This window comes from Nocardia sp. NPDC052566 (assembly GCF_044547285.1).
In the GTDB taxonomy this organism is placed as follows: Bacteria; Actinomycetota; Actinomycetes; order Mycobacteriales; family Mycobacteriaceae; genus Nocardia.
On the sequence record NZ_JBIUAF010000002.1, the window covers coordinates 602405 to 628626 of the forward strand.

Below are 26222 nucleotides of genomic sequence, written 5' to 3' on the forward strand. Positions count from 1 at the left end.
CCTATGACGATCCTCGGTATCGGCTTGGACTTGGTGACCATCTCCGAGTTCGCCGAACAGTTGCAACGGGCCGGAACCACCATGCTCCGGGAGAGTTTCACCGCGGGTGAGCGGCGCTACTGCCAGGGCAAGGGAACCGACCCCGCGCGCAGCTACGCGGCGCGGTGGGCGGCGAAGGAGGCGGTGCTCAAGGCGTGGGCATCGTCTCGGTTCGCCCGCAGCCCGCAGATCGGGGACAACCCGTATCCGCTGATCGAGGTGGTCAACGACGCGTGGGGCAGGCCGAGCATCAAGCTGCACGGCCTTGCCGCCGAATTCCTGCCCCGCGCAAGGGTTCACCTGTCGCTGACGCACGATGGCGACACCGCCGCCGCGATGGTGGTGCTGGAAGATCCAGGCGAGCTCGCGGATCTCATCGCAGGCCGCGAAGCGACCAAGTGATTCGTAAGGTCGCCAAGTGATTTCGTAAGAACATGGGTAACTCGTCGGGGACCGGCTGACTCAGCCACGGCAATACCGCCGGTCGCCGACGCTACCTGTGCGGCATCTCGGTCCGGCTCGAATACGCGGAGTGGCGGACAAGCATTACTGCGCCGATTTGCCGCTGGAGCGCGATTCCTTCTCCGCGACAAGCAGATACGCGACCATCAGCCGCTTCAGCTCGGCGACCGCCTCGGCGTTGCTCTGCTCGTCCTGCACCGAGAAGTTCAGCATCGAGTACACGACGTGGACCAGCACCTCGGCCATCATGGTGCGCCGCACCCGCGGCGTCCGAGGCGTGAGCGGGCGCAGCATCTGCGACACCACCTCGGCGAATTCCTTCTCGTGGATCGCGCCGGTGGCCCGCGTGGACGGGGTGGACTGCATGGCGAGCCACACCTCGCGGCGCGACGGGTCGGTCATCCACAGATTGGCCAGGTGGTCGACGAACTGGTTCATGTGGCGCAGCCAGTCCAGCGACGGGATCTCGCCGTGGAAATCGGCCAGCTCCTGGGAGACGGCCACCAGGTCCTGCCGGTTCAGCTCGCAGACGATGACGTACTTGTTGGCGAAGAACTGGTAGAGCGTGCCGATCGGCACTTCGGCGCGTGCCGCGACCTCTTCACAGGTGAACGATTCGAACCCGACCTCGACGAGCAGTTCCCGCGACGATTGCAGCAGCGCGTCGAACTTGCGCTTGCTCCGTTCCTGCGTCGGCCTGCGCCGGGGCATGAGCTCCTGCGGGTCGTCCTGCAACTCCAACGCAGGGTCCAGACGTTGCTTGGACCTGGCCTCTGCGCGTACTTCCACGCATCAAGGCTAACCGTCCGGACACGCGGACGACACGCGCACGTCTTCTGCGTGTCCGCGCTTGTCACTTTTCACGACCCATCCACATCGAATATGGCGCCGAACACATAACCGAATCCGTGTCCTCGGTGACGCGCGTTTCGAGCAGGGGAATCCCATCGGAGCTAACAGCGCCCGGACGGGCACATCCGTCCGTCCGTCGCGCGGAAAGGGCGTGATCCGTGATTGCTCGATCTGTGGTGACTCTCGGTATTTCCACCGAACGCGGCGCCGTGCATGCGGTAGCGCTCGCCGATTCCGGCGAGCGGCTACCGGAGCGCGTGCTGCTCCATCGGGTGGCGAAGACGCGCGGCGACACCAAGGCGGATGTGGCGGCGGCGGTCGAGACGGCGATGGATGAACTAGCCGCCGAGATCGGCCCGGATCGGGAGATCGGGGGCGCCGCGGTCGCGTACCGCGATGCCGCCGAGCGCCGGGCCATCGTGACCAAGCTCGCGTCCGGGCCGTGGCATACCGCCTCGCTGGTGTCGGCCAAGTCCGCGCATCTGCATGTCGCCGGGATGATGACCTGGCTGGACGAATTCGACGATCTGCTGATCTGCGAGGTCGTCCCGGGGCATCAGGCCTTCACCCTCGTCGATCGGGGCAGGCGGCGGGTTCTCGCCGCGATCGGGCAGGCGGGCGGCGCCACGGCGGAGGCGATGGGCGCCGCCGTCACCGCGGCGTGGGACCAGTTCGAGGCGGCCGCGGTGCGACCGGATGCGGTGGTGCTGATCGGTTCCGCCGCACGCGAGCCCGCGGTGCTCGCCGCGGTGGACGGATTCGGCGCGCCGGTGATCCCGTGCAAGATCGCGGCGTCCGCGCCAGCGGTCGGTGCGGCGCTGTCGGCGATGGCCGAGGTGGACGGTCACGTCGAGCCCGCCGAGCGGTTGCGGCGTGGCCGTGGCGTCGCGGCGTTGTTCGCGGCGGCGAGCGTGCTCGCGGGCGGGCTCGTCGTCGGCGGGGTCTACGTGACGAGCGCGTCGTCGCGATCGACCTCGGGTGTGATCGCCGATGCGAAGGTGACCGCCGACTCCAAGGAGGTCGGCGTGATCGAGACCTCCGGCGGGCCGGTGCACGGCAAGACCGACGTGGTGGTGCCGGACGGTCCGGTGGTCGGCGGGCACGGGCCCGCGCCGCTGCCCGTCGCGGAACCGATCGTGGTCGACACGGTGGAACCACCAGGGCCGCAACGGGTCGTCCAGAGATGGGGCAGCAACACGCCGCAACCCCTGCCGCTGCTGCCCGCCGAGCCGCCCAGGGAGCCGGAGCAGGCGGCCGCACCGATGACCACCGGATCCGGCATTCCGTCGGCCACCACGAAGGTGGGCGCACCGAACGGGTCGATGCTGTTCCCGGGGGAGGGTCCGCCGCCCCCGGCGTTCACCCCCGAGTCCTACCACTGGTGGGACAACCACTTCAGATTGATGTTGCAGTGGGCGGCACAGCAGATCATGCAGACCTGATCCACTGAATCCGCCGACGGCCCGGCTCCCGAGGGGAGCCGGGCCTTTCGCTGTTCTGACCGTGGCGTTGACAGCGAGCGGGTTTCAGGTCATGCGATAGCATTCGGGTGGTTTCGAGCTTGGGGAGGGCCGGTGCTGAAGGCCGATATCGATGAATTGGGCAAGTTGGTGACCGTGCTCGACGATGTCGGCCGCGAGATCGACAAACTCGACGTCCGCAGTGTGTCCGATCACTTCGATGATGCCATGGCCGGGACCGAGGTCGGGGCAGCGTGCAGGCAGTTGGGCGAGTTCACCGAAGGCGCCTACTGGCGAGTGACCAACCGTTTGCAGGGGATCGCGAACGCCATCACCACCACCGTGTCGAACCTGCAGGCCACCGATGAGGACTTCGCGCAGGCTATGCATCGGTTCGATGTGCACAGGCTGGAAGGCCAGTGACGATAACCAGAACCCAGGTCGACAGCTGGAAGATCAGCAAGCTGTACGACCTGGCCACCAAGATCGATACCGAGAATCAGCTATTCCTCGATCAGTTGGACAGAACGAAGAAAGTCTTCAGCGACGCCCAGGCCTACTGGGCGGGTATGGCACACGACGCCGCCTACGACCGGGTAGCCCAGGACTATGATCAGGGCTACAAACTCTTCCTCGAGGTACGCGACGCACCGGCTGTGCTGCGTCAGGTCGCGTCCTCGCTCGACGCGGACCGAACCGTCCTGCTCGGCAAGGTCGCCGACGCGACCGCACCCCAAGGCCCCGCCTTGACGGTCGACGACAATTGGAAGGTCTCGGGTTCCGATGCCGAGCAGGTTCGTACCCATCAGGGCTTGATCGACACGGCGTACCGCGCGCTCGAGGCGAGCGCCAAGCTCGCCGTCAGCACCGTGGCCGAGCACGCCGAATACATCCGTGCCGCAGGCGATCTCCTCGGATCGGGGCTCGACGTCTCCGCCGACCGCACCGCGGCTGCCAGCACCCGGCTCGCCGCCGAAGATGGCGCCGCACTCGCCGACGCGCTCCGCCGCGGTGATTACACCGCGGCCGCCGCCGTCATGGCGCACCAGCCCAAAGGGTTGACCGCCCAGGAGATTCAGGACATCGCCGCGGGCAAGAACGTCCCGGGGGTGCCCGCCGACGTACAGCAGTACTACCGGGATTTCAACAAAGCCTTCTACAACGACCCGGGCAATACCGGCAACTACAAGAAGTGGATGGAGAACGCCGAAAAGCGAGGCGTGTCACCGGCGACCATCGTGGATATCGCCCGCACACATGGCATCACCCCGGAAGACTTCAAGGTCCTCGATGGTATGAAGCCGGTCACCGACGACAACGGTAAAACCTATTTCTTGATACCGGACGGCACCAGTGGAAACGACGTGAAAAAGGCGGTGCTCATGACCTACATCCTCAATGCGGGCACCGATTATGATGCAGCGGGCCGAGCGGCGGGCGGTGTCAATGATTTCCGTGAAACACCGTATTCGAGTGCCGAGATACAGCGGATCATCGACCGGCAGAATAAAAACCCCTGGAGCTACAACGAAGACGTCGCATTTGTGAACGGTAACGGTGGACGACTTGCCACCACGCCCAACGGTATGATCATGGGCCTAGGCGGCAACTGGTTGCAAGATTTGTACAGCCAGAAGGGGGGCACCACCTATGGTGACATCTTCATGTTCAACATCGACAACGTCGCCGACCCCGCCGACCAGCTACGCAAGATCGTCGAATCCGGAACAACGTGGTTCGAAAACGATAAGGGGCCATACAAAGGTAACCTGGACCTGGATCGTCTGCTACACCATGAGGAACGGCACTCCCGACAGTGGGCGGACAAGGGGTATTTCGGCATGATTTGGGCTGCGGTAACCGACGGTGACGGCATCGAGAAGGACGCCGGCCTGCGCGACGGGGGATACAAATGATGCGCCGCATCGCAATCCTCGTGGCGGTAGCCGCATTGCTGACTTCCTGCGGTATCTTCAGCCAATACGAACAGGACCGGAGTCCGGGGCTGCCGAGGGCATTGGGCGCGCGTGTCACAGCGGGTGAATTGAGAATCTGGATGGGGGCGCGGTGTTTCGGCAGTACTCACTTGACATTCTTGTTCCACCCGAGCGAGACCTCTGTCCTGCTGGTTGCCGATAATGGCGACGAAACCGAATTCGAATATGTGACACTCGGTTTGAATCCCGGCTGGACGATCTCGAAGCCGCTCCCCGCAGGCTTCGATTGGACGAAGGAGAAAAGGTTCACCTTCTCCGGTTCTGGTCAGGGAGGACATTCGGATATCGAAACCATCATGAAGGACTCCGCCGCACACCCGGACGACACGTACTGGTTCGAGGACGTGGGCTGGCTGAACCCTGTTGATCTTGCCGCGAAAGACGGTAAGACTTTCCTAGCTGCCTGCAGTCCCAACCCCAAACCTTGACAGCACAATCCACAGCGGCCGGTATCGAGTCGGCGTAGTGCCGAGCGGGCCTCGATCTTTCACAACGAAGGTGGGTGTGCCGCACGGGGGGCCGGGCTGTTCCCGGGGGAGGGCCCGCCGCCCCCGGCGTTCACCTCCGAGCCCTAGACCGAAAGGTCGCGGCGCAGCTTCGCGACGTGACCCGTCGCGCGCACGTTGTACTGGGCGACCTCGATCTTGCCCTGTTCGTCCACCAGGAAGGTGGAGCGGATGACGCCGACCACGGTCTTGCCGTACATCGTCTTCTCGCCGAACGCGCCCCACGCGGTCAGCACGGTGCGGTCCGGATCCGACAGCAGCGGGAAGGTGAGCCGCTCGGCGTCGCGGAACTTGGCCAGCTTCGCCGGCTTGTCGGGGGAGATGCCGACTACCTCGATGCCCGCGCCTTCCAGTTCGGCGAGGCTGTCGCGGAAATCGCAGGCCTGCTTGGTGCAGCCGGGGGTGCTCGCGGCGGGGTAGAAGTAGACGATCACCTTGCGGCCGCGGTAGTCGGCGAGCGAGACGTCCTTGCCGTCCGCGTCGGGCAGGGTGAAATCGGGGGCGGGGTCGCCGGGGGCGAGTCGGTTGTCGGTCACGTCCTGCACGGTAATCGAAGGCTCGGACATCGCGCGGCCGGACGCGATGACGCTGTACGGACCGACAGATCGGTCAGGCGCGGGCGCCGGTCGCACTGTGCGGACGCATAGCCCGGATGGCCGGTCCGGCGGGCGGATAGACTCGTCCGCGAGCTGAGGGTGACACAACAGGAGGCCGGAACGTGGCAAGGGATACCGAGCGGATCGAGCGGGAGATCGAGGCCGCGCGCACTCGGCTGGCGAGCACGCTCGACGAGATCGCGGTGCGCGCCGATCCGCAGCGGATCGCGGACGACACCAAGAGCATGGTGCTCGCGAAGCTGAACGAGCCCAAGGTGAAGTACAGCCTGATCGGCGCGGGCGTGGTGGTCGTCGGGCTGGTGCTGATCAAGATCTTCCGCTGAGCGGGCAGAGACACGAAAACCCGGTGTGGCATTGCCGCACCGGGTGTTTCGTTGTGGAGCGAGTATCAGACCGTCGGGCAGGCGAAGCCATCGCCGTCCGGGTCCAGATGCGGCGCGTAGCCGGGTTCCCCGCGAAACAGCGGAGCCCGTCCGGCGCGAATGGCCTCATCGCAGTTGGCGAAGGCGCCACCGGCGGAACCGGTCTGCGACAGGCCCGCCGAGCCGGTCGCGGCGGAGCCGGTGTCCACGGCGGACGAACCGGTTCCCGCGGAACCGGAGGGAGCGGGGCCTGCTAGGGCGGTGGGAGCCGCGAGGAGCGTGAGCCCCGCGGCGGCGGCACTGACGGCGAGCCGGCGAACGTTCATATATTCCTCTGTTATGTGCTGCGGTGGAGTGCGTCCAGAGTGTGACGCCGCATCACACTGTTGTGACGGCTCGCCGACTTGTCAACCGCGCCTACCGAGATTAGGGGATTGCCACAGCCCGCCTCGCCCGCCGTTTCCTGCGCGTTTACGGCCATTCGCGCGGATTGCACAGATTGCCCTATCCGCGAACGAAAAAGGCCCCCAGCGCGGACGCTGGGGGCCTTTTCGGTTGTCGTGTCAGCGGTTGTCGCCCGCGTTGCCGGCCTTCCAGGTCTGCCACGGGATGTTCCAGTCGCCCAAACCGTCTGTGCCGGAGAGGGTTCCGCCCACCGTGTTCTTGACGATGGTGATGTCGCCGCGCTTGGCGTTCTGGAATACCCACTGCGCGTTGGCCGGGCTCAGATTGAGGCAGCCGTGGCTGGTGTTCGAGTAGCCCTGCTGGCCGACCGACCACGGTGCGGAATGGAAGAAGATGCCGCTGTAGGAGATTCGGGTCGCGAAATCGACCGGCGTCTTGTAACCGTCCGGCGCGTTCACCGCGACGCCGTAGGTCGAGGAATCCATGATGATCTTCTCGTGCCGGTCGCTCACGATGTAGATGCCGTTGTCGGTGGGCGTGCTGTTCTTCCCCATCGAGGTCGGCATGGTCCGGACGACCTGACCGTTCTGCTCGACCGTCACCTGCTTGGTGTTGTCGTCCGCGGTGAAGATCGTCGCGTCGCCGATGGTGAAGAACGAGTGGATGTTGTCCTGGCCGAACAGGCCGTTGCCGAGGTCACGCCCGTACACGTTCACATCGATGGTGACCTTGGTCCCCGGCGCCCAGAAATGCTCTGGCCGCCAACGGACCTCGCGGTTGTTCACCCAGTAGAACGCGCCCTCCACCTTGGGCTCGGTGGTGATTTTGATCGCATCCTGCGCGGCCTTGCGATCGGGGATGTTCTCGTCGAACTGCACCGCCACCGGCTGGCCGATGCCGACCACCTCGCCCTCGCCGGGCAGCAGGTACGGCTTGGTCTGGCTGTCCGGTGAGCTGGTGGTGAAGTTCAGCGTCATCGAGCTCGCGCCGCCGAGGCCGATCGCGTCGGCGCGCAGCTTGTAGGCCTTGCCGTAGCCGAGTACCTCGGTGGTCTCCCAGGAGCGGCCGTCGGCGGCCAGCTTGCCGCTCACCGCCTTGTCCTGTGCGTTGACCAGCGTCACGTTGGTGAACTTGCCGTCCTCGACCTTGAACACCATCGGCACACCCGGCGAAACCCCCATCGCGCCGTCCTTCACCGGCGCCATCAGCTTCGGCTTGATGAGCTCGGTGAGTGGGTTCCGGTCGATGGCGACCTGCGAGGTGTCCTTGGAGTCCGAGGACGAACATCCGGAGATCGCGAGCGCTAGGACAGCGAACACGACTAAAGGTCCGGCGAACTTTCGTTTCGACCGCTGCCTACCCTGACCAACGCTCATTCCAACCCCGTTTCAAGTCTCGGCACTCCAGAACGCGCCGATGGCTTCGGATCCGACCGATCTACAAGCTCAACCCACCGTGCCGACGGGGATCGGTCGAGACCACGCCTGCCATTCTGCCAGCCGATCCGGTCCGATCCAACGCGAACACTGCTCCGACGCAGCGAGTTCCAATCGGATAGATCACCGCCGACCCCCTCCGTGTTAACACCCGTCGACACCCCCGCCGTTCGCCCAGGTCAGGGCGCGATTTCACTTCTGCACCCTTCGCCTGTTACTGTTTGTCCCGCACCGGAACGAGGAACACCGAGCGCCGGGGCACGCGCCATTAGCTCAATTGGCAGAGCAGCTGACTCTTAATCAGCGGGTTCGGGGTTCGAGTCCCTGATGGCGCACCATATGACCGTTACTAGAAACATGGCCCGAAAAAACGGCGCAAGCCAGGGCTGTGACCAGCCTCACACACTCGCCACCCGACCGGGTGGCGAGTTGCGTTTCTGGCAGATGAGCTCGTAGGAATCCTTCAACCACTCCTGCTGCTGTCACTTCGTCATGGCCCCGCTCCAGTGCCGCATAACCCGCTTGTATGGCATGCAGCTCAGCGATCACCGGCTGGAACTCATGACCTGTCACCTTCTCCTCGAAAACGTAGAGCCGCTTGAAGATCGCTTGGTTCAGCTGTAGCCGCACCTTGTCACTGGCCCCCTTGTAGAGACGGTATGGGTCGCGAAGCAGCTCCAAGCAAGCGGTCAGGAACTCAGCACTTGCGGATAGATCTAGCTGCACCTTGCCCAGCTCCGCCTGCACCACCTCCCGCTCTCGGGCAATTTCGGTCAACCGTGAGCGGATCTTGGCCTGAGGCAGCTCGCCGTCGGCAGCCAGCTCAATCAGGTTGGTTTCCTTGGTCTCCAGGTCCTTGAGACGGTCCTGCAGTTGCTTCCGGTAGAGCCGGTGCGTCACTTCCGTCTCGTTCAGCATCGCCTCCAGGGCCAACTGCATGGCAGCGATGAACTCCGGCGAGAAGGCGATCGTTTTGTAGTACTCCACCACCGCCTCGTCGACCCGGTCGGCGTTCAGGTGGGGTGAGCGGCACCCAGCGTTCTTTTGGTTGCCGATGCAGAAGAAGTACCAGTAGTCCCCTCCGTGCCGACCGGGTGTGCGCTGGATGATCATGCGCCGGACGATCTCATCGTTCCGGCACCGGCCGCAGAACAGCGTGCCGCAGCGCGGCGTGAAGTGAACGTCTCCCGCTGGCTGGAGGCGTCAGGCGTACCCGCCGTACAGGTTGTTCCGGTGGTCGCCCAGCCGGTGGACGTTGATGGCCGAGCAGTCACCTTCTGGCGCGAGCTCCCGCCGCACCACCACGGCACCCCGACGCAGGTCGCCGCGCTCCTGAAGCAACTGCATCGCCTGCCGCCGCCGGCAGATTTTGATCTCGGCGAAGTTGCGCCGTTTGTGCGACTGGAGGAGCGGATCGAGACCGCGCGCAGCCTGGGTGACGAGGATCGGCAATGGCTGCGCGCACGCCTCGCCGAGCTACAGCAACGGTGGAAGGAACTGCCGGAAGGCTTGCCGCAGTGCGTCATCCACGGAGATGCCTGGGTTGGCAATGTGGCTGCCATGGACGACGGGGAGGCTGCGCTGCTCGATCTGGAACGCACCTCGGTCGGGCCGCCTGAGTGGGATTTGGTGCATACGGCGATCAAGTGGGGATCGTTCAACTGGATCACCGAGGCGCAGTACGTCGAGTTCTGCGAGGTGTACGGGCACGACGTCACTCGGTGGGCAGGCTTCGAACTGCTCCGCGATATCCGGGAGTTCCGGATGACCACGATGGCGGTGCAGGCGGCATCGACGAACCCAGCGTTCGAGGTGCAGGCTCGGCACCGATTGGCTTGTATCCGAGGCGATTACGGGAAGCGGCCGTGGTCGGGGTGGAAGGCGTTGGAGTAACGGCGATGCGCAGACTCCGCAAAGCTGCTGCCTGCCTACAGATGTCGGTGGTTCGGTGTAGCGTCACCTCCCTGTGGCGATAACTGATCGGGATCGGAAGCAGCTCTGGGGTCTCGCGGCGGCAAAGTGCGCAATCTGCCGACACACGCTCGTGGAGCCCGCCAAGGCTGAGGAGGACCGCGATGCCCTCATCGGCGAAGAGGCGCACATTGTCGCGCAATCACCTGGTGGCCCACGCGCTGGCGTACCCCTCAAGGTTGGCGTCGACAGTTACGAAAACCTGATTCTGCTTTGCCGAAATCACCATCGCGTCGTGGACGAGCAGACCGCCAAGTACACCGTCGAGGTCCTGACGGCATTAAAGACGAAGCACGAGAAGTGGGTTCATTCGCGGCTTCACACGGTGCAAACCTACGCTGGACCGACCCGGGTGGTACTGAAGGATCCCGAACGGCCCGTGGTGCTCCCGAGAATTACCACAGGGAAGCAAGCGTGGAACGTTGTTCATAAGTCTCATGGCTACATGCTTGAGAGTCCGGACGAGGATGAGGCTTCCGAAGGAGCCTGCGACAGTGCGGATGTGTTCCTGACTACTGCGCGAGATTGGGGAGAAGTTAGCCTTGAGGTGGAGGATCAAGGGCGCACCGGTATTCGCGAGGCCGAGCGCTCTATGCGCGGACTGCTGGATGAACTCACTAGCCATGATTTGGTCGCCTTCGGCGCACCTGTGGACATGGTTCTCAGAGGTGGCGGAGGGCCGGACAGCGATTGGAAGACTGCGGTTATCGTTGTGCGACCCAAAGAAGCTGTGGGCGATATTGACTCACTGATCGTCATTTTCGGCGATCTGATGGATCTCCCCTCTTTCGAACCTGAATCGGCAGGCGAACCTCAGGCGGAAATGGGCTAGCAGGTCGCGAAATTTCAGTGGCAGAAGACGATTCCAATCGGTAGCGTGTCCATCCAACCAGAAATTGCAGGAACGTGTTTGGGAACCACGGTTGCCGACGAGTCGAAGGATCGCGATGGAATACCCTGATGGCGTCAACGTGCTTGAGCACGGAATCGTCGTACCAAGTAGTGAGGACATCTCCTCCGGCAGCGTCATCGCAACGACGCGCCTTCCAATCTACTCGGGCTTCACCCTCACAGCTGTCGCCCTCGATGGATCCTCCCTCAATGAGCGAACACTGGGAATCGCCCAGATCGACCGTGCTCACACGATTTCAGATTTCTATGAAGAGTACGACCTTCGCTACTCGCTTCATTCGACGCTGTATCACCTGAATCAGCTGATAACTCTCTACACTGGTGGCTGTCAGCTCTTCGAGGAAACCTATCCACACTCCAAGGATGCAGCACAGGGAAACGTCTCCGATCCTCGCATATTCTACGAGATCGACGCACTGCTCGGCTCGGCGCGAAGAGTGTACGAAGTAATTCGGAAGGTCCTGTGGAAGCACCACGGTTCGGGGTCGTCTGGCCGATGGAGATCGATCAGGACGGCGGTGAAATCGCCATTGCTTCCAGCAGAATTCGCGAAAACCCTTGAGAACAGCTGGGATACCCACGGCGAGACTCTTGCCGACTATCGCGACTGCGTCGCGCATTACGATCCACTGACCAATGGCCAAACGACGTGCTGGATGGATCGCTTCGACGGAAGGTGGGGTACGACAGTGAAGCTCCCCGCAAATCCGTCGGAAAAGAGTCGTTTGCGATTCGATTTCGAGTCCGGACCGGATGCCCTTCAATACTGTCACATGATTGCTGCGCACCTCGTAGAGCTCAGCGAGGAAGTGACTGCGCTACCGGCCGTAGCCAAACACCTCAGGGGCACAGAGACCGAAGAGTAGCGTCCCGTGGAGGGCGTTTCTGCCAGTCAGCCACTTCCGGCTCCACCGTTGTCTGTTGAACAACACGAAATCCATTGCCGTACCAAGTAACTCAGCTTGTTGTACGACTGCTGTCCGTTCGTGTCCGATCGCTCATCTGAGCACCCGACTCGTCGCTCGAACGGACGATTGAGCCCAATTCCCGCTCGTCATCAACTGAAGGCGGCTCCACCCGAGCCAGTGCCCCGCGAGGCGGACCAGCTCGATGTCCCCCATCGACTGGCCGCCCGCGGTTGGCCGTCGTCGGTGTCCTGCGGCCGTAACCGTAAGCGCAATCAGCGTTTACCGGCCGCTCGCACCGAGGAGGAGCGATGTCCGAACCGTCGAGCAAGGAAATCACCCTTGCCATCCGAATCGACACCGCCCGGCACGCCCAGCTGACCTGGATCGCCGAACTGCGCGGCAGCAACCTCAAGCAGGAATGTTTCAAGGCGGTTGACGCGTACATCGAAGCCGCGAAACAGGATCCGGAGCTGATTGCCAAGGCCGAGGCCGCCCGTGCGGCGATCGAAGCCGAAGCACGGGCTAGGCAGGAGGCTATCGCCAACCTGTTCACCGGGACCCCGCCGCCACCACCTCCTCAAGAGGACGAAGTGGAGGTCAGCGAGGCAGAGACCCCGGAGGAAAAGTCCGACAGCGGACGCCGACCCCGGCAACGTCGCGGTACGCAGACCGGCGAGTAGCTGGTTGGACAACTGAGCGGCGCTAAACGCCCCGCTCACACGGCCGGCGGGTAGCGAATCGAGGATCCATCCTCTGCGCTATCCGACCGGCCAACTATCAAAGCTAATTTCCCGAGAGGAGATGACCATGAGCGAGAAATACCGTAAGCCACAACCTGATTCAGGCGGGGCGCCTCACGAACGGACTGCGTCGACGCCAACCGAATCCGACAGCAACCACGAGCAACAGCTCATCGGGGAAGTCGGCGAGGCGATGCTGCAAACGATCTACGACGCGGTCGAGCATCCTGTCGATGAGATTCAGCCAGCAGTCGCCGAGCTGGCATTGGCGCTCGTCCAGGTAACGCATTCGTTCGACCTCAACGCCGACACTGGCAAGCAGGCGCTCGCGATGCGAGCCCGCTACGTCACCGACAGGATTGTCGCGCTGGTACGGGCCTACGACGAACTGACCACCAGCGACTTGCAAGGAGCCGTCGACGCCCTGGCCCTACTACTGGTGCGAAACGTGCTGCCAATCGATGAAGCTGGGCAGACCGAAGGTGGTGATCATGAATGAGCGATGCCCAAATAGCAACGCACGCAACGAACACCAGACCGACGACAAATCGGCATCGCCCGAGGTCGAATCGGCCCGCGAGCAGGAGCCGCAGCTCAACCCTCGCATCTACGTCACCCGCGGTCTGCCGCTACGGGCCGAACTCACCGACGGAGCCTGGTTCAACATGGCCCGCGATCCGATCACCATCCGCGCCGAGCTGTACAGCGTCTTCGCCGAGGAGGAAACCTACGACCGTGAGGGACTCTATATCTGGGATCATCAGGACTTCGCCGGCTTCGGCGTGACGACCGGTGCGATCGGGCTCGAAGGGGTTCACAGCATCGAACTGCTGTCGCAGGTAGCACGTGGCGTTGCCGAGTACGGTCCAGCCTTCGCTGCGTGGGCCGACGCCCATGAGGACGATCCGCATCTGTTCGACCGGTTTGCCTCGGCCTATCAAGGCCACTACGACAGTATGGCCGCATACGTTCGGCAGCTGTTCAAGCCGCTTCGCATTGAAGAACTGCTGGCCCAGGCCGCGCCTGAGGGGCTCCAGAACTATGTCCTCCTGGATTACGAGGGTATCGGTGAGGAGATGCTGCAGGAAGGTGATGTCGTCGCATACCCGGCCAACCATGGTGGGGTATGGATTTTCGATGAGCAACCGTAAACCCACCCTGCGGAGCTCCGCAGCGCGTCTGTCGTGGCGCCCTCACCACATCAGGCCAAAACTAGGCGTCCAATATTGCAAGAACTGTTTTATGCGTACACCTGTGCGGCATTGCATTGATCCAGAGCGGGACCAGATACCGACGTGACCGTAGTGGCTCCGGAAGGAAATCCCCCATCTCCTGCCGCGACAGCTCTACGAGCTCCTGCCATGACTGAGTTGCATTCGGAAAGATATCTAGTACGTGACCTCGCTCGCCGATATTCCACAAGAGCAAGTCGTTAGCACTGTCAGCTATAACTTCTTGGTTGGAGATATAGCTAATGAGGAGCCAGTGGTGTTCGAGAAGATCCCGTAGACCACACCGAGCCGCCAGCAGGATTGCGGCCCACAAGCAATGGGCTCGATTCTGAAAGCTCTCGGTTATCGTTTCCTTATCCAACCCAATCAGCCATTCAGCTGTCTGCTGAATTGAATAGTACGGGCTGGGGATACCGGGGCCTTCGTCCGCATAGGTGGACAGTAGACCGTTGATCAGACCAACAACCTCAGCTGCAGAAGCTTGCTCCTGCTCCGACCGGAGCAAAGACGCAATATAGTTGTACAACATAGGCACGGAGGCTTCGCCGACAATAGCCTTATAGCCCGATAGTTGTGCAAATTTATCAGCGAGCTCCACGGGACAATTTGGTGTAACACCGCGGATCCCACAGTAGTTCAGGTACGCAGATATATGGCCGAGAAGTTCAGTGCAGCGGAGCTTGTGTGTGAGCACGCCTTCCGAGAAGAATCCGTACGCGGATTCTACAAAATTTCCCGAGTCTGCAACCATCTCATCGATGAGTGCACCGTATACGACCTCTATCTCGTTCAGAATGGTGGACTCAAGCGACGCGATACGCTGATCCGAAACGTCCCACCTGTGAGCAAAATGAAGGACGGTAACTAGTGTCAATACCCACGCGTTAACTATCTCAACATAGTTCTCGGCTAGATACTTGTTCGCAAGAAGGTAGCTACAAAGAACGCCCGTCGCCTGCAGCGCTTCGATCTTCTTCTGCTTCGACTTTACCGCCGAATACGAGTCGAGCCAATTTTCCAGAAATAGTTTGAACTCCCCTCTGTTTAAGGTGCTGTCACCATTCCGGCAGTACATATTGAGAAAGAGATTGAGGTCTTGAGGGTCAGCCGGGAAAAATGCTCCGTAGCCATCGACGAAGCGTCGGACAAGTTCTTCCTTGTCAATTGTCTCGACAGGCATATGCCGAGCTTGGCGCTGCCTTTTCGAGTAGTCGGAAATGACCTGCGGTACGGTACCTCTGAATTCCCCATTCGTAACCAGATAGCATTTCCACTTCTTCGGCGGCTTAGCGAAAGATGAATGAACTGGCGGCAGCTGCGTCAGGTCATTCACCTGACCGTTGATCTTAGCCCATTCGCTCACATTGATATTGCCACACTTAAGCTGAAAGCAGCAGATCTCACCCTTGCGGTTTATAGCAATTACATCTTTTCCTTGCTCGTTGAGGCCACCTTGGGCACGCAGCACCGTATACCTCTCTTTGATTAGGAGTTGAACGAAGGGAGTCGTGAAGCTGAGTTCCTTGCAGCTAGTCAACCAGTTTTCGACGAGCCTGTTCTGCATCATACTCCCCTCTCTTCTGCGCAAGAATTTCGTTCAATCGCTGCTTGGCATCCTCGTCATTATTCGCTTCCTCAAGCAAAGCTCGATATTTCTCCGCCATGCTCGGATGTATGACAATGGTTGGCATCTGCGGGTTGCCAAACTTGTCAAACGCTATGCTTATCTTGCTGATGGTTTCCAAAAATAGATCGACCGTTAACGGCTTGCCGCTAGCATCTATTACGTTACCTGTCTCTTCGGTAACCTGGTCCAACACTTTGTAGCTATGCTGCGCCTGCTGTGCGCCAAACTCCTTGGCCTTCTCTTCCAGAAGGGCGCGCACGTCCTCCACGGTCATTGCGGCCATTTCCTCGTGTGATATAGCGAACTCAACTGAGCCCGCTTCATAGGCCATATCCCGGAGGTCTTCTTGGTTGTCGAGCGTGTTGTGAACAAGCTTCCGACCTTCGTGCACGGAAAATCTGCGCACATCCCTAAATGGCCCAAGCTCCTCACGAGCCTTCTGCTCGAAGAACTTCAGTAGCATCTTTTCTACTTCGCTCTTAAGTTCGGGATACCGGGGAAATGCCACGACCGCAACCTCCAATCTTCTCCACGCGCAACGCTATGCATACTTTTACTATAAAACAAAGCCCGCTAATTGGACCCTAGGACTTGGCCCGCGTTGTCACATCCTAGGGATTGAGCGTCCGAAAGAAGCTGAGTACCTGATACCGGATAACATCGAATGGGTTCTTGCCATCGTCAACGAGGCGCGCCATTTCGATCAGGTCTTCGTCACTCAGAAATGCGATCAGCTTCCCTTCCTTGACCCAAGCTCGCCGTCGTGCAGCCAAACCTGAATCGTTAGGTCCTTTTCTTGAAACCAAGAGCCCGAACATCCTGAACGCCTTGGACCAAAGGTAGTCTGCAAGTTGATTGACTTGATTCTGACTTACTTCGTCATTGTAGTTTTTGAACTCGGCAACGACGAAATATGTTTGGTAGTCCGCTCGGATCTGCGCCCACGACGATCCTGTTTCTGGAATGTCAAAGATGGCATCCATGATGTCCAAACCATCTTCGGTACGGGTCTGAATCGTGGGCGGATCCAGGTGCTGCACAAATATCTCAGTCAATGACTGCGCTGCCAGCTTTTCAAAAATTGTCCAGCCCGGCTTGCCGAGGGGAACCGATGCAAGTCGTTCAGTAACTTTACGCTCGAATGTCAGTTCAGCTGAACCCTCGGGCTCAGTAAATAGATCGGATAGATCTCGCGCCTCTGCCCGTTTCTCGATCAGCTCAGCAATATCAGGATGGCGATCGAGTAGCACATGCAGATCTGGTCGACCCCACCACCTGATCTTATTCTCATCGAGCAGGTGTTGAGAGCTGCTCCCAATCTCTTGGGAAGCGACGTAGAAAACTCCGTACTCAGGGGACTGAAGACGAAGGCGAGTCGCTACGTCGGCAACATGACGTGCAACCTGGACGGATGCTGCCCTCTTGGCGTACTGCTTAATGATGACGACAGCAGGCGCTCCATCTGGCGCCGTCCCGATGGCGTCGACGCCCCCATCTCCTCCACTACGCCGATCCGGAACCGACAGCTCGAATCCCTCACGCCGAAGCAACAGAACCGCAAGCGCCTCGAAGGTCTGCCAATCGAGAGCATCAAGATCAAGCAACGCTTCCTCCCATAGTGCTGCCAGCGACCGCTGGGCCAAGCATCGACAGCCTATGCCGTCATCCACCCCTTGCATCGGCACCGCGCGGCGAAGTGGTTCACCGCCACAGCGACATTCGGCATTATCGCCTTGCCACCGGCTCCCGCATCCTCACCCCTCGCCGCAGAAGCGCTAACCGCACCGTGCTGGAATCTGCTCCCAAACTCGCTCCGACTTGCTTGAGCGTCAGCCCCTCTGCGTACAGCTGGGCTGCCCGATCGATCTGCTCTTCCTTCAGCCCCCGCTGCCGCATCGGCACGCCCATCTGGCGCAGATGCCTACTGGCCGTTTGACGCTGGATTGAGTACTTCTCGGCCAGCTCGTACACCGTCATCCCGAGGAGGTAGTCCCGTGCCAGCTCCGTCTTCTCCGCTTCTGACAACTTCCGCATGTGTGCGGGCGGGCTCACTTCGGGGCGATCGACGCCCTGCTCAACCTCAGCCTGTGCCTCCACCAACAGGGCGGAAAGCGCCGGACCAGCGGTAGCGAGATTGGAGTGGTGCCTCAGGAAGCGCACATTTTCTCTGCTCATGAGCAGAACAACCGTGTTACGTGCCGTAGTGCACTGGAACACTCTTCGGGTAGCTCTTCTGCCAGTGGGCTCTATTCATCAGGCTTGGTCGGCGCTGTGCCGCCGGTCATTCCTCTTTCATCCCACGGGTCCGGCCGGGCACCGGCGGACAGGCTGCGGGTCGTGGGGTGGGCGGTGCCGTTGGTGGTGTGGCCGTCGCGCTGACCGCCGCCGGACGCGAGCGATACCGGCAACGGCAGCGGAAACTGAACACGGTGCCACTTCGAACCGGCACTCGCCTACGGGCGCATGGCCTCGTCCACGAGGGCTTGCACGATGTCGTCGATGTCCGGACTCGACTCGGCCGGAACCTGATTCAGGATGATCGTCACGGCGCGGTCGCGAGTCGCGCCCCCGGCGGTGTAGAAGCCGGGGATGCTGCCACCGTGACCCCACGTCTGGACACCGGACGCGGTGACGCGGCCGAACAAACCGGATCCCACCTGGGCGGGCGAGTCCGGGTCGGCGACGGTGCGCTGCATCTGCGCGAGCTGATCCAGCGGAACGACCGTGCCCGCCAATAGGGCGATGAAGAAGTGATTCAGATCGCGGCCGGTGGAGATCATCGCACCGTCGGGCAGGCCGCCATTGGGGTCGATATCGGTGATATCGACACGGCCCCCGCCGGATTCGAAGTAGGCGTGCGGGTGCGGACCACGAAATACCTTTTCGATCGGATAGCGCGGCCAGTAGGTGTCGCGCAGCCCCAGCGGGTCGATGATCCGGCGCGTCACCTCGACATCGATCGCACTATCGGTCACCTTCTCGACCAGCTGCCCGGCCAAGAGGTAGTTGGTGTTGGAATACTCGAAACCGGCACCGGGAGCCTGCGCCGCCGGCTGATCGAGACCGAGTCGAATCAGATCCCCGATCGAGTGCTGCCGCGTGAGCGCCTCGACGGAATCGAGATTCACTCTGTTGAGGTAATCCGGAATCCCGCTGGTGTGCTGCAACAGATTCCGCACAGATATCCGATTCCCGTCACCGCCAGGTCCGCTGACGACACCGGGAAGATAGCGCTCCACCGGAGCGTCGAGCTCCACCCGGCCTTCCGCGACCAATTGAAACACGACCGAAGCGACGAAGGTCTTGGTATTGCTCGCGATCCGCGCCTGTGCGCCATCGGGAAAGGCGGCTCCGGTCACTAGATCGGCCACACCACTGGTGATCTGGACATGACGGCCGTCACGGCTGAGCACCAACTGCGCTCCGGGAACCGCAGCTTCGCGCACAAGCTGATCCAGCAGCGTCCGCAGTCGCGTCGACGAGTCCGACGTGCGTCGACACACCCTCCGATCCCGGCGGCCAGCACCAACACCACCACTAGAGCGACTGGCCACCTCGATCTCACAATGCCACCGCGCACGGTGCTGCTCCTCATCCCACGAGCCGACTGACTGCGCTTTGCCGACGCCAGCCGGGGGTTTCGCGCCTCTCGGTGTGCTTTTCGCTATCAAAGCTAGGAAAGCTGTTCCGGCGCACGCGTGAACGATCGCGTCACTCCGGTTGAACGTCCGCGCCACGACCCCGCCAGGGATTGTTCGAGCGGGCGAACTCGACGGGTGTCTGGCCGTAGCGTTTCTTGAAGGCGCGAATGAAGTGGCTGCTGTCGGAGAATTGCCAGTGCGCGGCGATTTCGGAGACCGTCGGCCGTCGGCGCGAGGCGGTCAGGTCCTGCCGAGCCTGTTCCAAGCGGCGGTTGCGGATATAGGTCGTCACCGACTCACCCGCCGCGGTGAACGCTCGTTGCAGAGTTCGCGCGGAGACATGAAGGTCACGGGCCAGCATCGCCGGGCCCAGGTCGGGGTCGGTGAGGTGGCGGTCCGCCAGTACCTTCGCCGCCTGGACGAGTGCGGGCCTGAGTCCGGGCTCGCTATCGTCGAACCGACCCGCCACCACCGCCTTGGCCAGCTCGATCAGAGCGCCGTGTGCCGCGTGCACGCCGGCCGGGCCGAGGTCGGCCACGGTGGTGTGAATCATGTTCGTATGCGCCGCGAGCAGGCGCATTTCGGCCGAGACCGCCGATTCGGTGATGCTGCGGTTTCGCAGCCGCGGCTCGAGCATCGCGGAGGACAGCGTGAGAATCTGCACCGTGGTGTCCGGCGCCGCTCCGAAATGCGATGGCGGTCCGTGCCGCAGCAGGAACTGCCCGGCGCTCACGGTGTATTCGGCGCGATGGGGCGAGTCGCTCAGCATCCAGGTGCCGCGCCGCACCACGTAGATGCGCACCTGATCGTCATAGCCGAGCGGCGTGCCACCCGTGCGAATGAGACTCGCGCTGTCGAGGTCGGTGATCGCCGCGTCGAGCACCTTCGCCACGCGGCTTCTGACCCGGAAATCACCGATCGTGCCGACGCTGAAGGTCGGTAGCGGGAACCCATCGCCGACCTGCGTCTGCCACCCGCGCCGGAACACGTCGAAACCACGCGATCCCGCGCCAGGAACGGTGGAATCCAGCGAGAACCCACCGCGCGCGTCGACGACCTCCGCTGCCGTGTTGTTCATCGTCGACCGATCTACTCCGCGTTCGATTCCGGATCCGCCCACGCCCGTGTGCTCGGCGGGCGGGATCGAGTCTAGCGACGCGGGTGTTCGGGGGAGGCCGGTCACATCCGGGCCCGCGGTGTCGAATGTTCCATTCGTTTGGCGCGCTTGTTCAAGCCCGCGCCGTATCATGCTCGACCCGTCGACCGGACCGGACGCCGTGGCCCGGTTCACCGATGATCTGGAGCAGGCGCTGGATGAAGGTTTCGAATCGGCCTGGCTGCCACACATGTTCGGGATGGATGCGCTGACCGCGCTCGCCGTGGCCGGTCGCCACACCGACGGCACCATCCTGTGGATGACCGGGCCCAAAGCCATCCGCTCACATATCGTGCCGATCCTGTCGGAAGCGGCAACCGCGGCCGGACGGTCTGCACCGCGCGTGATCTGCGTGCTCCCGGTCTGCGTCACCGCCGACGCCGACGCGGCGCGCGAAGCCGCGGCCAGGGCATTCGAGTTCTACGGCACCCTGCCGAACTACCGCGCCATGATGGACCGCGAAGCCGTTGCCGGGCCTGGCGATCTGGCGGTCGTCGGCACGGAGGAGCAGGTGGGGGCACGGATTCGTGAGATCGTCGAGTCGGGCGCGACCGAATTCGTCGGCATGCTGTACACCGGAGGCGAATCCGCGCCGCGGACCCGCACGCTGCTTGCGGACCTGGCCGGTGCGGGCGTGCCGTCGAACAGTTGAGGAGGAATGCACATGAGTGAATACCGGTCCTATGTCGACGAGTCCGAGGAGAGCGCGGTCCGCTTCGATCGCGGTGCGCGAATACTGAAGCAGGTCAACGATGTCGAGACCGAGCGTCTGCTCGCTGCCTTCTCGGATGTGGCGCCTAATCTGGGCCGGTACATCGTCGAGTTCGCCTACGGGGATATCTACAGTCGCCCGGAGCTGGATCCGAGTCGCCGGGAACTGGTCATTCTCGGCGCGTTGACCGCGATGGGACGTGACGCCGAGGTGGAGATCCATCTGCATTCGGCATTGAATGTCGGCCTGACGCCCACGGAAATCGTCGAGGCCCTGGTGCAGGTGCTGCCGTATGCGGGATTCCCGCCTGTGCAGACAGCGGTCATGATCGCCCGCAAGGTTTTCGCCGAGCGCGGGCTGCTGTCCTCCGAGCCGCCGGGAGACTCCCGGCCGTGACGGGGTCTACGTTGTCGAACATTGTGCTTGCCAGGGGGTGAGGTCGAGGTTTGGGTAGCGGAGGGCTGTTCCGTTCAGCGTGACCTCGTCGGAAACAGCGAGTCGAGCTCGCGCACAGCCGATTCCAGCTCGGCAGGGGGAACGAAACCGGGCAGGATGACGAATCCGCCGGTCCGCCAAGCCTTTGCCGCGTCGCTGAGATCCATACCATCAGGACTCGAGGGGCTGCCGTCGGAGACAACTCCTTTATCGATAGCAGGCCTCAGACGTGCGCGAGCTCGGAACCGGATACGGGTGCATGCCCGCCCGCCGCCCGCCGGTGCGGTCGGCAGGTCATCTGTCGCTAACGTGGTTCGGTGACAGCGCGATTCGACCATTCGGTCGCGAGCAGGGCCGGTTGGATCGATTCGGCTTCGCCCCCGCCGAGGACATATAGCGCGGTGGCGCCGCTCAGCAGGATTCCGGCGCCGATCAGAATGGTGGTGATGAAATGCTTCATTGTTCAGCTCCTCGGCTCGCAGGATTCGGCAGAGAAGAAAACGAGCTATGTCGCGGATACGTAGTTCGCCAGCCGGCCCGCGCATCAGGCGGGCGGCTGCGCCAATGATGAAGAGCGGCTTAGCCGTTGCATCGGCAGCATTGCCGGTCAATCGAACGGTAGACCGCCATGGATTCGTCGAACAAGACGAAAGTGTGTGATGGCACACCCCCGCTCGGGTAGTGGCGCGGACCACGTTTCGGAAGGTCGGGGAGCGCGAGCCGGGTGCGCGCGGTGCCGAAGCCGGTGTGCGGCCATCTCGCGACCGAACGCCGCCTCGAGCAGTCCGGCATGCCGAAATCGTTGCACCGGTTGCCTATTCGAGGCCAAGGCCAGGAATCGTTCTACAGGCGCCGACAAATCCTTCGCACGAACCATCAGCACCCTCTTGATCGCGGATCCTCGCGCCGGTCCGATCCGTGTCTTGGCTGGGCGAGTAATTCGGCTGCGCCCAAAAGTATTTCGTGCGCGGGTGCGGATCCGGCCCGATTTCACGGCACTCCGGCCGGAATGAAGTCGCCGCCGAGCTCTCGTCCGGGAATGTTCGTGGCAACGCTCGACATGACCGTCTCGCATTTACTCGCAGTTCGGGAACCGGCTCGGACTGCGGGGCGAACAGCGATGATGATCTCCTCTCGGCGGTAATCGCTCAGGCACCACCGGTCACAATCCGGACGCCGATAAGTCCACTCGGTAGCCGAAATTCGGATTGTTAGCCGAAAACTTCTGTGACCTGCGGCACATCTGGTTTAGGGGCAAACCTCCTGCATGGCTCGCGTGTCTCGGGAGATGCACCTGGCCTCCCAAGATCATCGGCACCGTTCGTTCACTATTCGTTCAGGCTCTGTTAACCCATCGTGACCATTCTGCAATCAGGTCACGAAGCGACCTGAAGTTTGGTTTGACGGAAGAGTTCGAACCTTCCGTCTGATACTTCCCCGTCGAGGACGAGGAGTTCCGTGCGACGCCACGGCCGGGCCCGCCATCGGGCACCGCGCAGACGTAACGCGTCGCGTTCCACGGGGACCTAGGAGTCCCCGACAACCAAACCCCCACAACCGCATATCGCGTGACAGATCGGCGAGCGCCTCGCGGCGCCCGTCGTGGATCAGTGCGGCCTCGTGCCGTCCTGCCCGAAACCAACCGATCAAGGAACCGATTTCGTAATGCCTGACAGACGCTTCTTCTCCCTCAGCCGTGCCTCGCTCCGCGAAGGCGTCACCGCCGTCGTCGCCGCGGCCGGTGTGATCGCCATCGGCGCCTCCTCCGCGGTATCGATGGCCGACGACAGCGTCCCGTCCCGCATCACCATGGTCGCCGAGCAGGCGCCCGCGCCCGCCCCCGCGCCGGTGCTGCCCGCGTTGCCCGCCCTGCCGTTCCCCATCCCCGCGCCGATGCCGTCCCCCGCGCCCGTCTACCCGGACAACCTGGACGGCTGGATCCGCCAGGCGCTCGACGTCATGCGGGTACACAACATCCCGGGCAGCTACGACGGCATCCACCGCAACATCATGCGTGAGTCCACGGGGAACCCCCGCGCCATCAACCTGTGGGACTCCAATGCCGCTGCGGGCATCCCGTCCAAGGGCCTGCTGCAGGTGATCGACCCGACCTTCCAGGCGTACCACATCGAGGGCACCGCCTGGGATATCTACGATCCGGTCGCCAATATCGTGGCCGCCTGCAATTACGCGGCGCACAACTACGGCTCGATGGACAACGTCAATTCGGCGTACTAGCGTTCATCGGCCATGGCCGACTACGCGCACGGCGATTTCGCCACCCGCAGCCGGGCCGAGAAGGCCCGGCGTCTGGCCGCGTTCATCTGGGATCGCGGCATCACCGGCGCGGAGCTGACCGCGATGCCCGCCGCGCAGCGCCGCAAGCTGGCGCGGGCCGCGGACACGAATCCGCCGAGCACCGACGAAACCTGGGTCGCGGTGGCGCGACTGCTGGAGGAGAAGGATGCCTGGGCGGCCAGGCATCCCGATCATCCGGCGGCGCGCCGCGCCCACGGTGGCGACAAGCTGATGTGGGTGAAGCCGCCGATCAAGCCTTGGTCTTGACGTCGAGCGCGGTCGACCGCTCGGCCTCGGGCACCACTTTGTCCGCCAGCGAACGGATCGCCTTCGCCTCGGCCGGGGTCAGCGAGTCGATGAAGATATCGCGGACCAGCTCGACGTGATGCGGCGCCGCGCGTTCCAGCGCCGCCCGCCCTGCCGCGGTGAGCTCGACCAAGATGCCGCGTGCGTCGTCCGCGACCGGCCTCCGGTCGATCAGCCCGCGAGTCGCCATGCGCGACAAGTGCTTCGACAATCTGCTCTTCTCCCAGCAGACCTCGGCGGCGAGATCCTTGGCCCGCAGGCAGTCGTCCGGCGCCGCCGACAGCGCGACGAGCAGCTCGTAATCGGCACTCGACAGCCCGTCGCGCGCCAGTCCCGCCGCGATCGCGGCATCGAGCCGCTGCCGTAGTCGAACAAACGCCTGCCACGTCATCTGCTCGTCGTCGCTCAACCATCGGACCATGGGAACAGAGTCTACCCGCACTTAGTTGACATGGAAACTAGTGCGGCGGGAGGGTCGCGCTCGGGCCTCGCCATCGGACCTGGAGCGCAGCATAATCGGAGGGTGTCCGACACCACAGGGTCCGGCCGTGGTGCGGTCGTCGTTCGGCTCCTGCTCGCGGGTCCGCTCGGTATCGCGGCATGGCTGCTGTTGCGATGGTGGGCATATGTGGCGCATGAGATCCGCTGGGACTGCGACAGCGGGGGATGCGGGACGAACGATCCACGTGCGCTCTTGCTGATCGGCGGAATCGCCGCCGGAGCGGCGCTGGTGGTGGTGCTCTGGTGGATCGTGCGAGTCGTCGGCTTCGGACTCGCGGTCGCCCTCTGCTCGTTCGCGATGGTGCGCGGCTGGCGTGCGGCCGACGGTGGTGCGGCCGGGGCGAACGCCGACGCGATCACGCTCTGGTCGAGCGTCGGTTTGGCAGGCATCTGCCTGCTGGCGCTGGCGCTGGCTTTCGAACTCGCGGCGACCGGCACGGTGGCGCGACTGTGCGGGCAGCTGTCGGCGCCCGCGCGGCTGAGTGATTTCGAGCCGGCGAAGGGGTTGCGTGGCGGCGGTACCGGGCTCATGACGTTCACCGATCGGGACGGACAGGTGCACAGCAGGCGCCTGCGCGCCGACCCGACCTGGTTCCATCTGCCGGTGCGGGCGATCTACCCTCGCGCGGACCCGTCGCGCTCCCGCCTGGCGGCGCCCTGGTACCGGCCATGGGAGAGCGCGACGGACGACTCCGGCGTGACCGGTAAGGCGGAGCTGGTGCAGCAACTCGAGCGGTTGGCCGCGCTGCACCGTGCCGGCGACCTGAGCGACGCCGAATACGAGCGCGCGAAAGCGAAGCTGCTCGGCAGCGCGCCGCAGACGTGACCGGCTACCGGAACGCACACGATCGCTGCCGAGGTAACTCAGTGCCGCACAGTGTCATTCGCTTGTTCGCGCGATGCGGAACAGGTTTTCGGCTTCGGTGATCGCTTGGCGTAGGACCTCGGGTTCCGGTCGGAGGGTGGCGATGATGGCGTCGATATCGCGGAGGCCCGCTCGGCGGAGCAGGCGTTTTTCGTTGGTTACCCATTCGCCGCGGGCGGCGAGGACCGCGTGCGCGGTGTGCATCGCCGCGGTGGCCAGCGCGCCCGCGACCTCGGTGGCCTGACCACGGGTGGCGAAGGCGTCCTCGGCGTAGCGCAGGGTCAGGGTCGCGCGCTCGTCCCAGACCGCCGGGGCGGCCGCGCGGAGCGGCTCCGGGTAGTCAGGGCGGGGGAGGGTGCCGTGCAGGACCTGGTTGATCGCGAGTTCGGCGAGCAGCAGGTAGCTGGGGATGCCCGCGAGGTGGAACATCAGGGGTTCCCAGTGGAAGCGGCCCTGCCCGGCCTCGGCGAGTTCGTGCTCGACCGTGTCGAGGTCGCGGTAGTGGATGTCGACGGCGCGGCCGTCGACGGTGAGCCAGGCGCCGCCGTTGAAGACGCCGCCGCCCCAGTCGCCGAGCTCGGAGACTTCGCCGGGCCAGCCGATCGCGCGCAGGTCGGCCGGGGCGAAATCGCCCCGGTAGTAGAGGGCGAAATCCCAATCGCTGTCCGGGGTGCTGGTGCCTTCGGCTCGCGAGCCACCGAGGGTGACCGCGTGCACGGCAGGCAGGGCGGCCAGGCGGTCGGTGACATGGGTGCGGAACAGAGCGTCGGTCATGGAGTGTC

The 26222-nt window shown here is 63.1% G+C and carries 32 protein-coding genes and 1 tRNA gene; 18 read left to right on the top strand and 15 right to left on the bottom strand.

What is annotated here, in order from left to right; translation table 11 throughout:
* The first annotated feature begins 3 nt into the window (after window positions 1-3).
* A complete protein-coding gene (locus tag ACIG5A_RS09895) occupies window positions 4-441 on the top strand; it encodes a holo-ACP synthase (RefSeq protein ID WP_397239780.1) in 438 nt (145 codons plus the stop codon).
* Between the two features lie 144 nt (window positions 442-585).
* On the opposite strand, the gene ACIG5A_RS09900 is transcribed toward ACIG5A_RS09895, so the two are convergent.
* Window positions 586-1212 carry a TetR family transcriptional regulator gene (locus tag ACIG5A_RS09900; protein ID WP_397240585.1) on the bottom strand — a complete coding sequence of 209 codons (627 nt, stop codon included), beginning with the start codon at window positions 1210-1212 and terminating at the stop codon, window positions 586-588.
* A gap of 299 nt (window positions 1213-1511) precedes the next feature.
* Here ACIG5A_RS09900 and ACIG5A_RS09905 point away from each other — a divergent pair, with 299 nt between their 5' ends.
* The 4 genes from ACIG5A_RS09905 to ACIG5A_RS09920 all read left to right on the top strand — a co-directional run bounded on the left by ACIG5A_RS09905 (window position 1512) and on the right by ACIG5A_RS09920 (window position 5238).
* Window positions 1512-2795, top strand: coding sequence for a hypothetical protein (locus tag ACIG5A_RS09905; protein ID WP_397239781.1), 1284 nt, complete (start codon window positions 1512-1514; stop codon window positions 2793-2795).
* A gap of 132 nt (window positions 2796-2927) precedes the next feature.
* The gene (locus ACIG5A_RS09910; RefSeq protein ID WP_397239782.1) at window positions 2928-3236 is read left to right on the top strand and encodes a hypothetical protein; all 309 of its coding nucleotides are present in this window, start codon (window positions 2928-2930) and stop codon (window positions 3234-3236) included.
* A complete protein-coding gene (locus tag ACIG5A_RS09915; RefSeq protein WP_397239783.1) occupies window positions 3233-4729 on the top strand; it encodes an ESX-1 secretion-associated protein in 1497 nt (498 codons plus the stop codon). Before ACIG5A_RS09910 ends, ACIG5A_RS09915 begins: the two co-directional genes overlap by 4 nt.
* Window positions 4726-5238: a hypothetical protein gene (locus ACIG5A_RS09920; protein WP_397239784.1), complete on the top strand. Its 513-nt coding sequence runs from the start codon at window positions 4726-4728 to the stop codon at window positions 5236-5238. The genes ACIG5A_RS09915 and ACIG5A_RS09920 overlap by 4 nt, the downstream gene beginning before the upstream one ends.
* Before the next feature lie 143 nt (window positions 5239-5381).
* On the opposite strand, the gene bcp is transcribed toward ACIG5A_RS09920, so the two are convergent.
* Window positions 5382-5852 carry a thioredoxin-dependent thiol peroxidase gene (gene bcp, locus ACIG5A_RS09925; protein WP_397239785.1) on the bottom strand — a complete coding sequence of 157 codons (471 nt, stop codon included), beginning with the start codon at window positions 5850-5852 and terminating at the stop codon, window positions 5382-5384.
* 182 nt (window positions 5853-6034) lie between these two features.
* Between bcp and ACIG5A_RS09930 the strand changes: the two genes are divergently transcribed.
* Entirely contained in the window at window positions 6035-6256 is a 222-nt protein-coding gene (locus ACIG5A_RS09930; protein WP_397239786.1) for a DUF3618 domain-containing protein, read from the top strand.
* 65 nt (window positions 6257-6321) lie between these two features.
* Here ACIG5A_RS09930 and ACIG5A_RS09935 read toward each other — a convergent pair whose 3' ends face one another.
* Window positions 6322-6621, bottom strand: coding sequence for an excalibur calcium-binding domain-containing protein (locus ACIG5A_RS09935; RefSeq protein ID WP_397239787.1), 300 nt, complete (start codon window positions 6619-6621; stop codon window positions 6322-6324).
* A 237-nt stretch (window positions 6622-6858) separates the two neighbouring features.
* Window positions 6859-8076: an Ig-like domain-containing protein gene (locus ACIG5A_RS09940; protein ID WP_397239788.1), complete on the bottom strand. Its 1218-nt coding sequence runs from the start codon at window positions 8074-8076 to the stop codon at window positions 6859-6861.
* 322 nt (window positions 8077-8398) lie between these two features.
* On the opposite strand from ACIG5A_RS09940, the gene ACIG5A_RS09945 reads away from it, so the two are divergent.
* Window positions 8399-8474, top strand: a tRNA-Lys gene (locus ACIG5A_RS09945).
* On the opposite strand, the gene ACIG5A_RS09950 is transcribed toward ACIG5A_RS09945, so the two are convergent.
* The gene (locus ACIG5A_RS09950; protein ID WP_397240586.1) at window positions 8437-9249 is read right to left on the bottom strand and encodes a zinc ribbon domain-containing protein; all 813 of its coding nucleotides are present in this window, start codon (window positions 9247-9249) and stop codon (window positions 8437-8439) included. The genes ACIG5A_RS09945 and ACIG5A_RS09950 overlap by 38 nt on opposite strands.
* Here ACIG5A_RS09950 and ACIG5A_RS09955 point away from each other — a divergent pair.
* The 6 genes from ACIG5A_RS09955 to ACIG5A_RS09980 all read left to right on the top strand — a co-directional run bounded on the left by ACIG5A_RS09955 (window position 9220) and on the right by ACIG5A_RS09980 (window position 13818).
* Window positions 9220-10029 carry a phosphotransferase family protein gene (locus tag ACIG5A_RS09955; RefSeq protein WP_397239789.1) on the top strand — a complete coding sequence of 270 codons (810 nt, stop codon included), beginning with the start codon at window positions 9220-9222 and terminating at the stop codon, window positions 10027-10029. The two genes, ACIG5A_RS09950 and ACIG5A_RS09955, sit on opposite strands and share 30 nt — an antisense overlap.
* Before the next feature lie 73 nt (window positions 10030-10102).
* On the top strand, window positions 10103-10939 hold the full coding sequence (locus ACIG5A_RS09960) for an HNH endonuclease (RefSeq protein WP_397239790.1): 837 nt from the start codon (window positions 10103-10105) through the stop codon (window positions 10937-10939).
* 115 nt (window positions 10940-11054) lie between these two features.
* Window positions 11055-11885, top strand: a complete 831-nt coding sequence (locus tag ACIG5A_RS09965) for a hypothetical protein (protein WP_397239791.1) — start codon at window positions 11055-11057, stop codon at window positions 11883-11885.
* A 350-nt stretch (window positions 11886-12235) separates the two neighbouring features.
* Window positions 12236-12607: a hypothetical protein gene (locus ACIG5A_RS09970; RefSeq protein WP_397239792.1), complete on the top strand. Its 372-nt coding sequence runs from the start codon at window positions 12236-12238 to the stop codon at window positions 12605-12607.
* A gap of 127 nt (window positions 12608-12734) precedes the next feature.
* On the top strand, window positions 12735-13166 hold the full coding sequence (locus ACIG5A_RS09975) for a hypothetical protein (protein ID WP_397239793.1): 432 nt from the start codon (window positions 12735-12737) through the stop codon (window positions 13164-13166).
* Window positions 13159-13818 (top strand): antirestriction protein ArdA, encoded by a 660-nt coding sequence (locus ACIG5A_RS09980; RefSeq protein ID WP_397239794.1) that lies wholly within the window; start codon window positions 13159-13161, stop codon window positions 13816-13818. The genes ACIG5A_RS09975 and ACIG5A_RS09980 overlap by 8 nt, the downstream gene beginning before the upstream one ends.
* 61 nt (window positions 13819-13879) lie before the next feature.
* Here the strand turns inward: ACIG5A_RS09980 and ACIG5A_RS09985 are convergent, their stop codons facing one another.
* The 6 genes from ACIG5A_RS09985 to ACIG5A_RS10010 form a co-directional block, all read right to left on the bottom strand.
* Complete coding sequence (locus tag ACIG5A_RS09985) at window positions 13880-15466, bottom strand: hypothetical protein (RefSeq protein ID WP_397239795.1); 1587 nt, start codon at window positions 15464-15466, stop codon at window positions 13880-13882.
* Window positions 15429-16034, bottom strand: coding sequence for a hypothetical protein (locus ACIG5A_RS09990; RefSeq protein ID WP_397239796.1), 606 nt, complete (start codon window positions 16032-16034; stop codon window positions 15429-15431). Before ACIG5A_RS09990 ends, ACIG5A_RS09985 begins: the two co-directional genes overlap by 38 nt.
* Window positions 16035-16137: 103 nt before the next feature.
* Complete coding sequence (locus ACIG5A_RS09995; RefSeq protein ID WP_397239797.1) at window positions 16138-17169, bottom strand: restriction endonuclease; 1032 nt, start codon at window positions 17167-17169, stop codon at window positions 16138-16140.
* 82 nt (window positions 17170-17251) lie between these two features.
* On the bottom strand, window positions 17252-17701 hold the full coding sequence (locus tag ACIG5A_RS10000) for a hypothetical protein (RefSeq protein ID WP_397239798.1): 450 nt from the start codon (window positions 17699-17701) through the stop codon (window positions 17252-17254).
* Window positions 17702-17979: 278 nt separating this feature from the next.
* A complete protein-coding gene (locus tag ACIG5A_RS10005; protein WP_397239799.1) occupies window positions 17980-19263 on the bottom strand; it encodes a serine hydrolase domain-containing protein in 1284 nt (427 codons plus the stop codon).
* The gene (locus tag ACIG5A_RS10010) at window positions 19238-20245 is read right to left on the bottom strand and encodes a helix-turn-helix domain-containing protein (protein WP_397239800.1); all 1008 of its coding nucleotides are present in this window, start codon (window positions 20243-20245) and stop codon (window positions 19238-19240) included. The genes ACIG5A_RS10005 and ACIG5A_RS10010 overlap by 26 nt, the downstream gene beginning before the upstream one ends.
* 169 nt (window positions 20246-20414) lie before the next feature.
* Between ACIG5A_RS10010 and ACIG5A_RS10015 the strand changes: the two genes are divergently transcribed.
* Entirely contained in the window at window positions 20415-20975 is a 561-nt protein-coding gene (locus ACIG5A_RS10015) for an LLM class flavin-dependent oxidoreductase (RefSeq protein ID WP_397239801.1), read from the top strand.
* A 12-nt stretch (window positions 20976-20987) separates the two neighbouring features.
* A complete protein-coding gene (locus ACIG5A_RS10020; protein WP_397239802.1) occupies window positions 20988-21431 on the top strand; it encodes a carboxymuconolactone decarboxylase family protein in 444 nt (147 codons plus the stop codon).
* Between the two features lie 74 nt (window positions 21432-21505).
* Here ACIG5A_RS10020 and ACIG5A_RS10025 read toward each other — a convergent pair whose 3' ends face one another.
* Both ACIG5A_RS10025 and ACIG5A_RS10030 read right to left on the bottom strand, forming a co-directional pair.
* Window positions 21506-21637: a hypothetical protein gene (locus ACIG5A_RS10025; RefSeq protein ID WP_397239803.1), complete on the bottom strand. Its 132-nt coding sequence runs from the start codon at window positions 21635-21637 to the stop codon at window positions 21506-21508.
* A 137-nt stretch (window positions 21638-21774) separates the two neighbouring features.
* Complete coding sequence (locus tag ACIG5A_RS10030) at window positions 21775-21930, bottom strand: hypothetical protein (RefSeq protein ID WP_397239804.1); 156 nt, start codon at window positions 21928-21930, stop codon at window positions 21775-21777.
* A 1205-nt stretch (window positions 21931-23135) separates the two neighbouring features.
* Here ACIG5A_RS10030 and ACIG5A_RS10035 point away from each other — a divergent pair.
* Both ACIG5A_RS10035 and ACIG5A_RS10040 read left to right on the top strand, forming a co-directional pair.
* A complete protein-coding gene (locus tag ACIG5A_RS10035; RefSeq protein ID WP_397239805.1) occupies window positions 23136-23708 on the top strand; it encodes a transglycosylase SLT domain-containing protein in 573 nt (190 codons plus the stop codon).
* A 12-nt stretch (window positions 23709-23720) separates the two neighbouring features.
* Window positions 23721-24035 carry a hypothetical protein gene (locus tag ACIG5A_RS10040; protein WP_397239806.1) on the top strand — a complete coding sequence of 105 codons (315 nt, stop codon included), beginning with the start codon at window positions 23721-23723 and terminating at the stop codon, window positions 24033-24035.
* Here ACIG5A_RS10040 and ACIG5A_RS10045 read toward each other — a convergent pair.
* Window positions 24019-24495 (bottom strand): MarR family winged helix-turn-helix transcriptional regulator, encoded by a 477-nt coding sequence (locus ACIG5A_RS10045; protein WP_397239807.1) that lies wholly within the window; start codon window positions 24493-24495, stop codon window positions 24019-24021. The genes ACIG5A_RS10040 and ACIG5A_RS10045 overlap by 17 nt on opposite strands.
* Before the next feature lie 102 nt (window positions 24496-24597).
* On the opposite strand from ACIG5A_RS10045, the gene ACIG5A_RS10050 reads away from it, so the two are divergent.
* Window positions 24598-25401 (top strand): SHOCT domain-containing protein, encoded by an 804-nt coding sequence (locus tag ACIG5A_RS10050; RefSeq protein ID WP_397239808.1) that lies wholly within the window; start codon window positions 24598-24600, stop codon window positions 25399-25401.
* A 54-nt stretch (window positions 25402-25455) separates the two neighbouring features.
* Here the strand turns inward: ACIG5A_RS10050 and ACIG5A_RS10055 are convergent, their stop codons facing one another.
* On the bottom strand, window positions 25456-26214 hold the full coding sequence (locus ACIG5A_RS10055; RefSeq protein WP_397239809.1) for a nucleotidyltransferase domain-containing protein: 759 nt from the start codon (window positions 26212-26214) through the stop codon (window positions 25456-25458).
* Window positions 26215-26222: the final 8 nt, after the last annotated feature.

What these genes read in the sequence shown, in the direction of transcription:
- ACIG5A_RS09970 (WP_397239792.1), top strand. Translation starts at nt 12,236, where the DNA reads ATGTCCGAACCGTCGAGCAAGGAAATCACCCTTGCCATCCGAATCGAC.
- ACIG5A_RS10045 (WP_397239807.1), bottom strand. Translation starts at nt 24,495, where the DNA reads ATGGTCCGATGGTTGAGCGACGACGAGCAGATGACGTGGCAGGCGTTT.
- ACIG5A_RS09895 (WP_397239780.1), top strand. Translation starts at nt 4, where the DNA reads ATGACGATCCTCGGTATCGGCTTGGACTTGGTGACCATCTCCGAGTTC.
- ACIG5A_RS10055 (WP_397239809.1), bottom strand. Translation starts at nt 26,214, where the DNA reads ATGACCGACGCTCTGTTCCGCACCCATGTCACCGACCGCCTGGCCGCC.
- ACIG5A_RS10025 (WP_397239803.1), bottom strand. Translation starts at nt 21,637, where the DNA reads ATGGATCTCAGCGACGCGGCAAAGGCTTGGCGGACCGGCGGATTCGTC.
- ACIG5A_RS10015 (WP_397239801.1), top strand. Translation starts at nt 20,415, where the DNA reads ATGCTCGACCCGTCGACCGGACCGGACGCCGTGGCCCGGTTCACCGAT.
- ACIG5A_RS09940 (WP_397239788.1), bottom strand. Translation starts at nt 8,076, where the DNA reads ATGAGCGTTGGTCAGGGTAGGCAGCGGTCGAAACGAAAGTTCGCCGGA.
- ACIG5A_RS09975 (WP_397239793.1), top strand. Translation starts at nt 12,735, where the DNA reads ATGAGCGAGAAATACCGTAAGCCACAACCTGATTCAGGCGGGGCGCCT.
- ACIG5A_RS09985 (WP_397239795.1), bottom strand. Translation starts at nt 15,466, where the DNA reads ATGATGCAGAACAGGCTCGTCGAAAACTGGTTGACTAGCTGCAAGGAA.
- ACIG5A_RS09980 (WP_397239794.1), top strand. Translation starts at nt 13,159, where the DNA reads ATGAATGAGCGATGCCCAAATAGCAACGCACGCAACGAACACCAGACC.
- ACIG5A_RS09920 (WP_397239784.1), top strand. Translation starts at nt 4,726, where the DNA reads ATGATGCGCCGCATCGCAATCCTCGTGGCGGTAGCCGCATTGCTGACT.
- ACIG5A_RS10030 (WP_397239804.1), bottom strand. Translation starts at nt 21,930, where the DNA reads ATGAAGCATTTCATCACCACCATTCTGATCGGCGCCGGAATCCTGCTG.
- ACIG5A_RS10040 (WP_397239806.1), top strand. Translation starts at nt 23,721, where the DNA reads ATGGCCGACTACGCGCACGGCGATTTCGCCACCCGCAGCCGGGCCGAG.
- ACIG5A_RS09900 (WP_397240585.1), bottom strand. Translation starts at nt 1,212, where the DNA reads ATGCCCCGGCGCAGGCCGACGCAGGAACGGAGCAAGCGCAAGTTCGAC.
- ACIG5A_RS09950 (WP_397240586.1), bottom strand. Translation starts at nt 9,249, where the DNA reads ATGATCATCCAGCGCACACCCGGTCGGCACGGAGGGGACTACTGGTAC.
- ACIG5A_RS09935 (WP_397239787.1), bottom strand. Translation starts at nt 6,621, where the DNA reads ATGAACGTTCGCCGGCTCGCCGTCAGTGCCGCCGCCGCGGGGCTCACG.
- ACIG5A_RS09965 (WP_397239791.1), top strand. Translation starts at nt 11,055, where the DNA reads ATGGAATACCCTGATGGCGTCAACGTGCTTGAGCACGGAATCGTCGTA.
- ACIG5A_RS10020 (WP_397239802.1), top strand. Translation starts at nt 20,988, where the DNA reads ATGAGTGAATACCGGTCCTATGTCGACGAGTCCGAGGAGAGCGCGGTC.
- ACIG5A_RS10035 (WP_397239805.1), top strand. Translation starts at nt 23,136, where the DNA reads ATGCCTGACAGACGCTTCTTCTCCCTCAGCCGTGCCTCGCTCCGCGAA.
- ACIG5A_RS10010 (WP_397239800.1), bottom strand. Translation starts at nt 20,245, where the DNA reads ATGAACAACACGGCAGCGGAGGTCGTCGACGCGCGCGGTGGGTTCTCG.
- ACIG5A_RS10000 (WP_397239798.1), bottom strand. Translation starts at nt 17,701, where the DNA reads ATGAGCAGAGAAAATGTGCGCTTCCTGAGGCACCACTCCAATCTCGCT.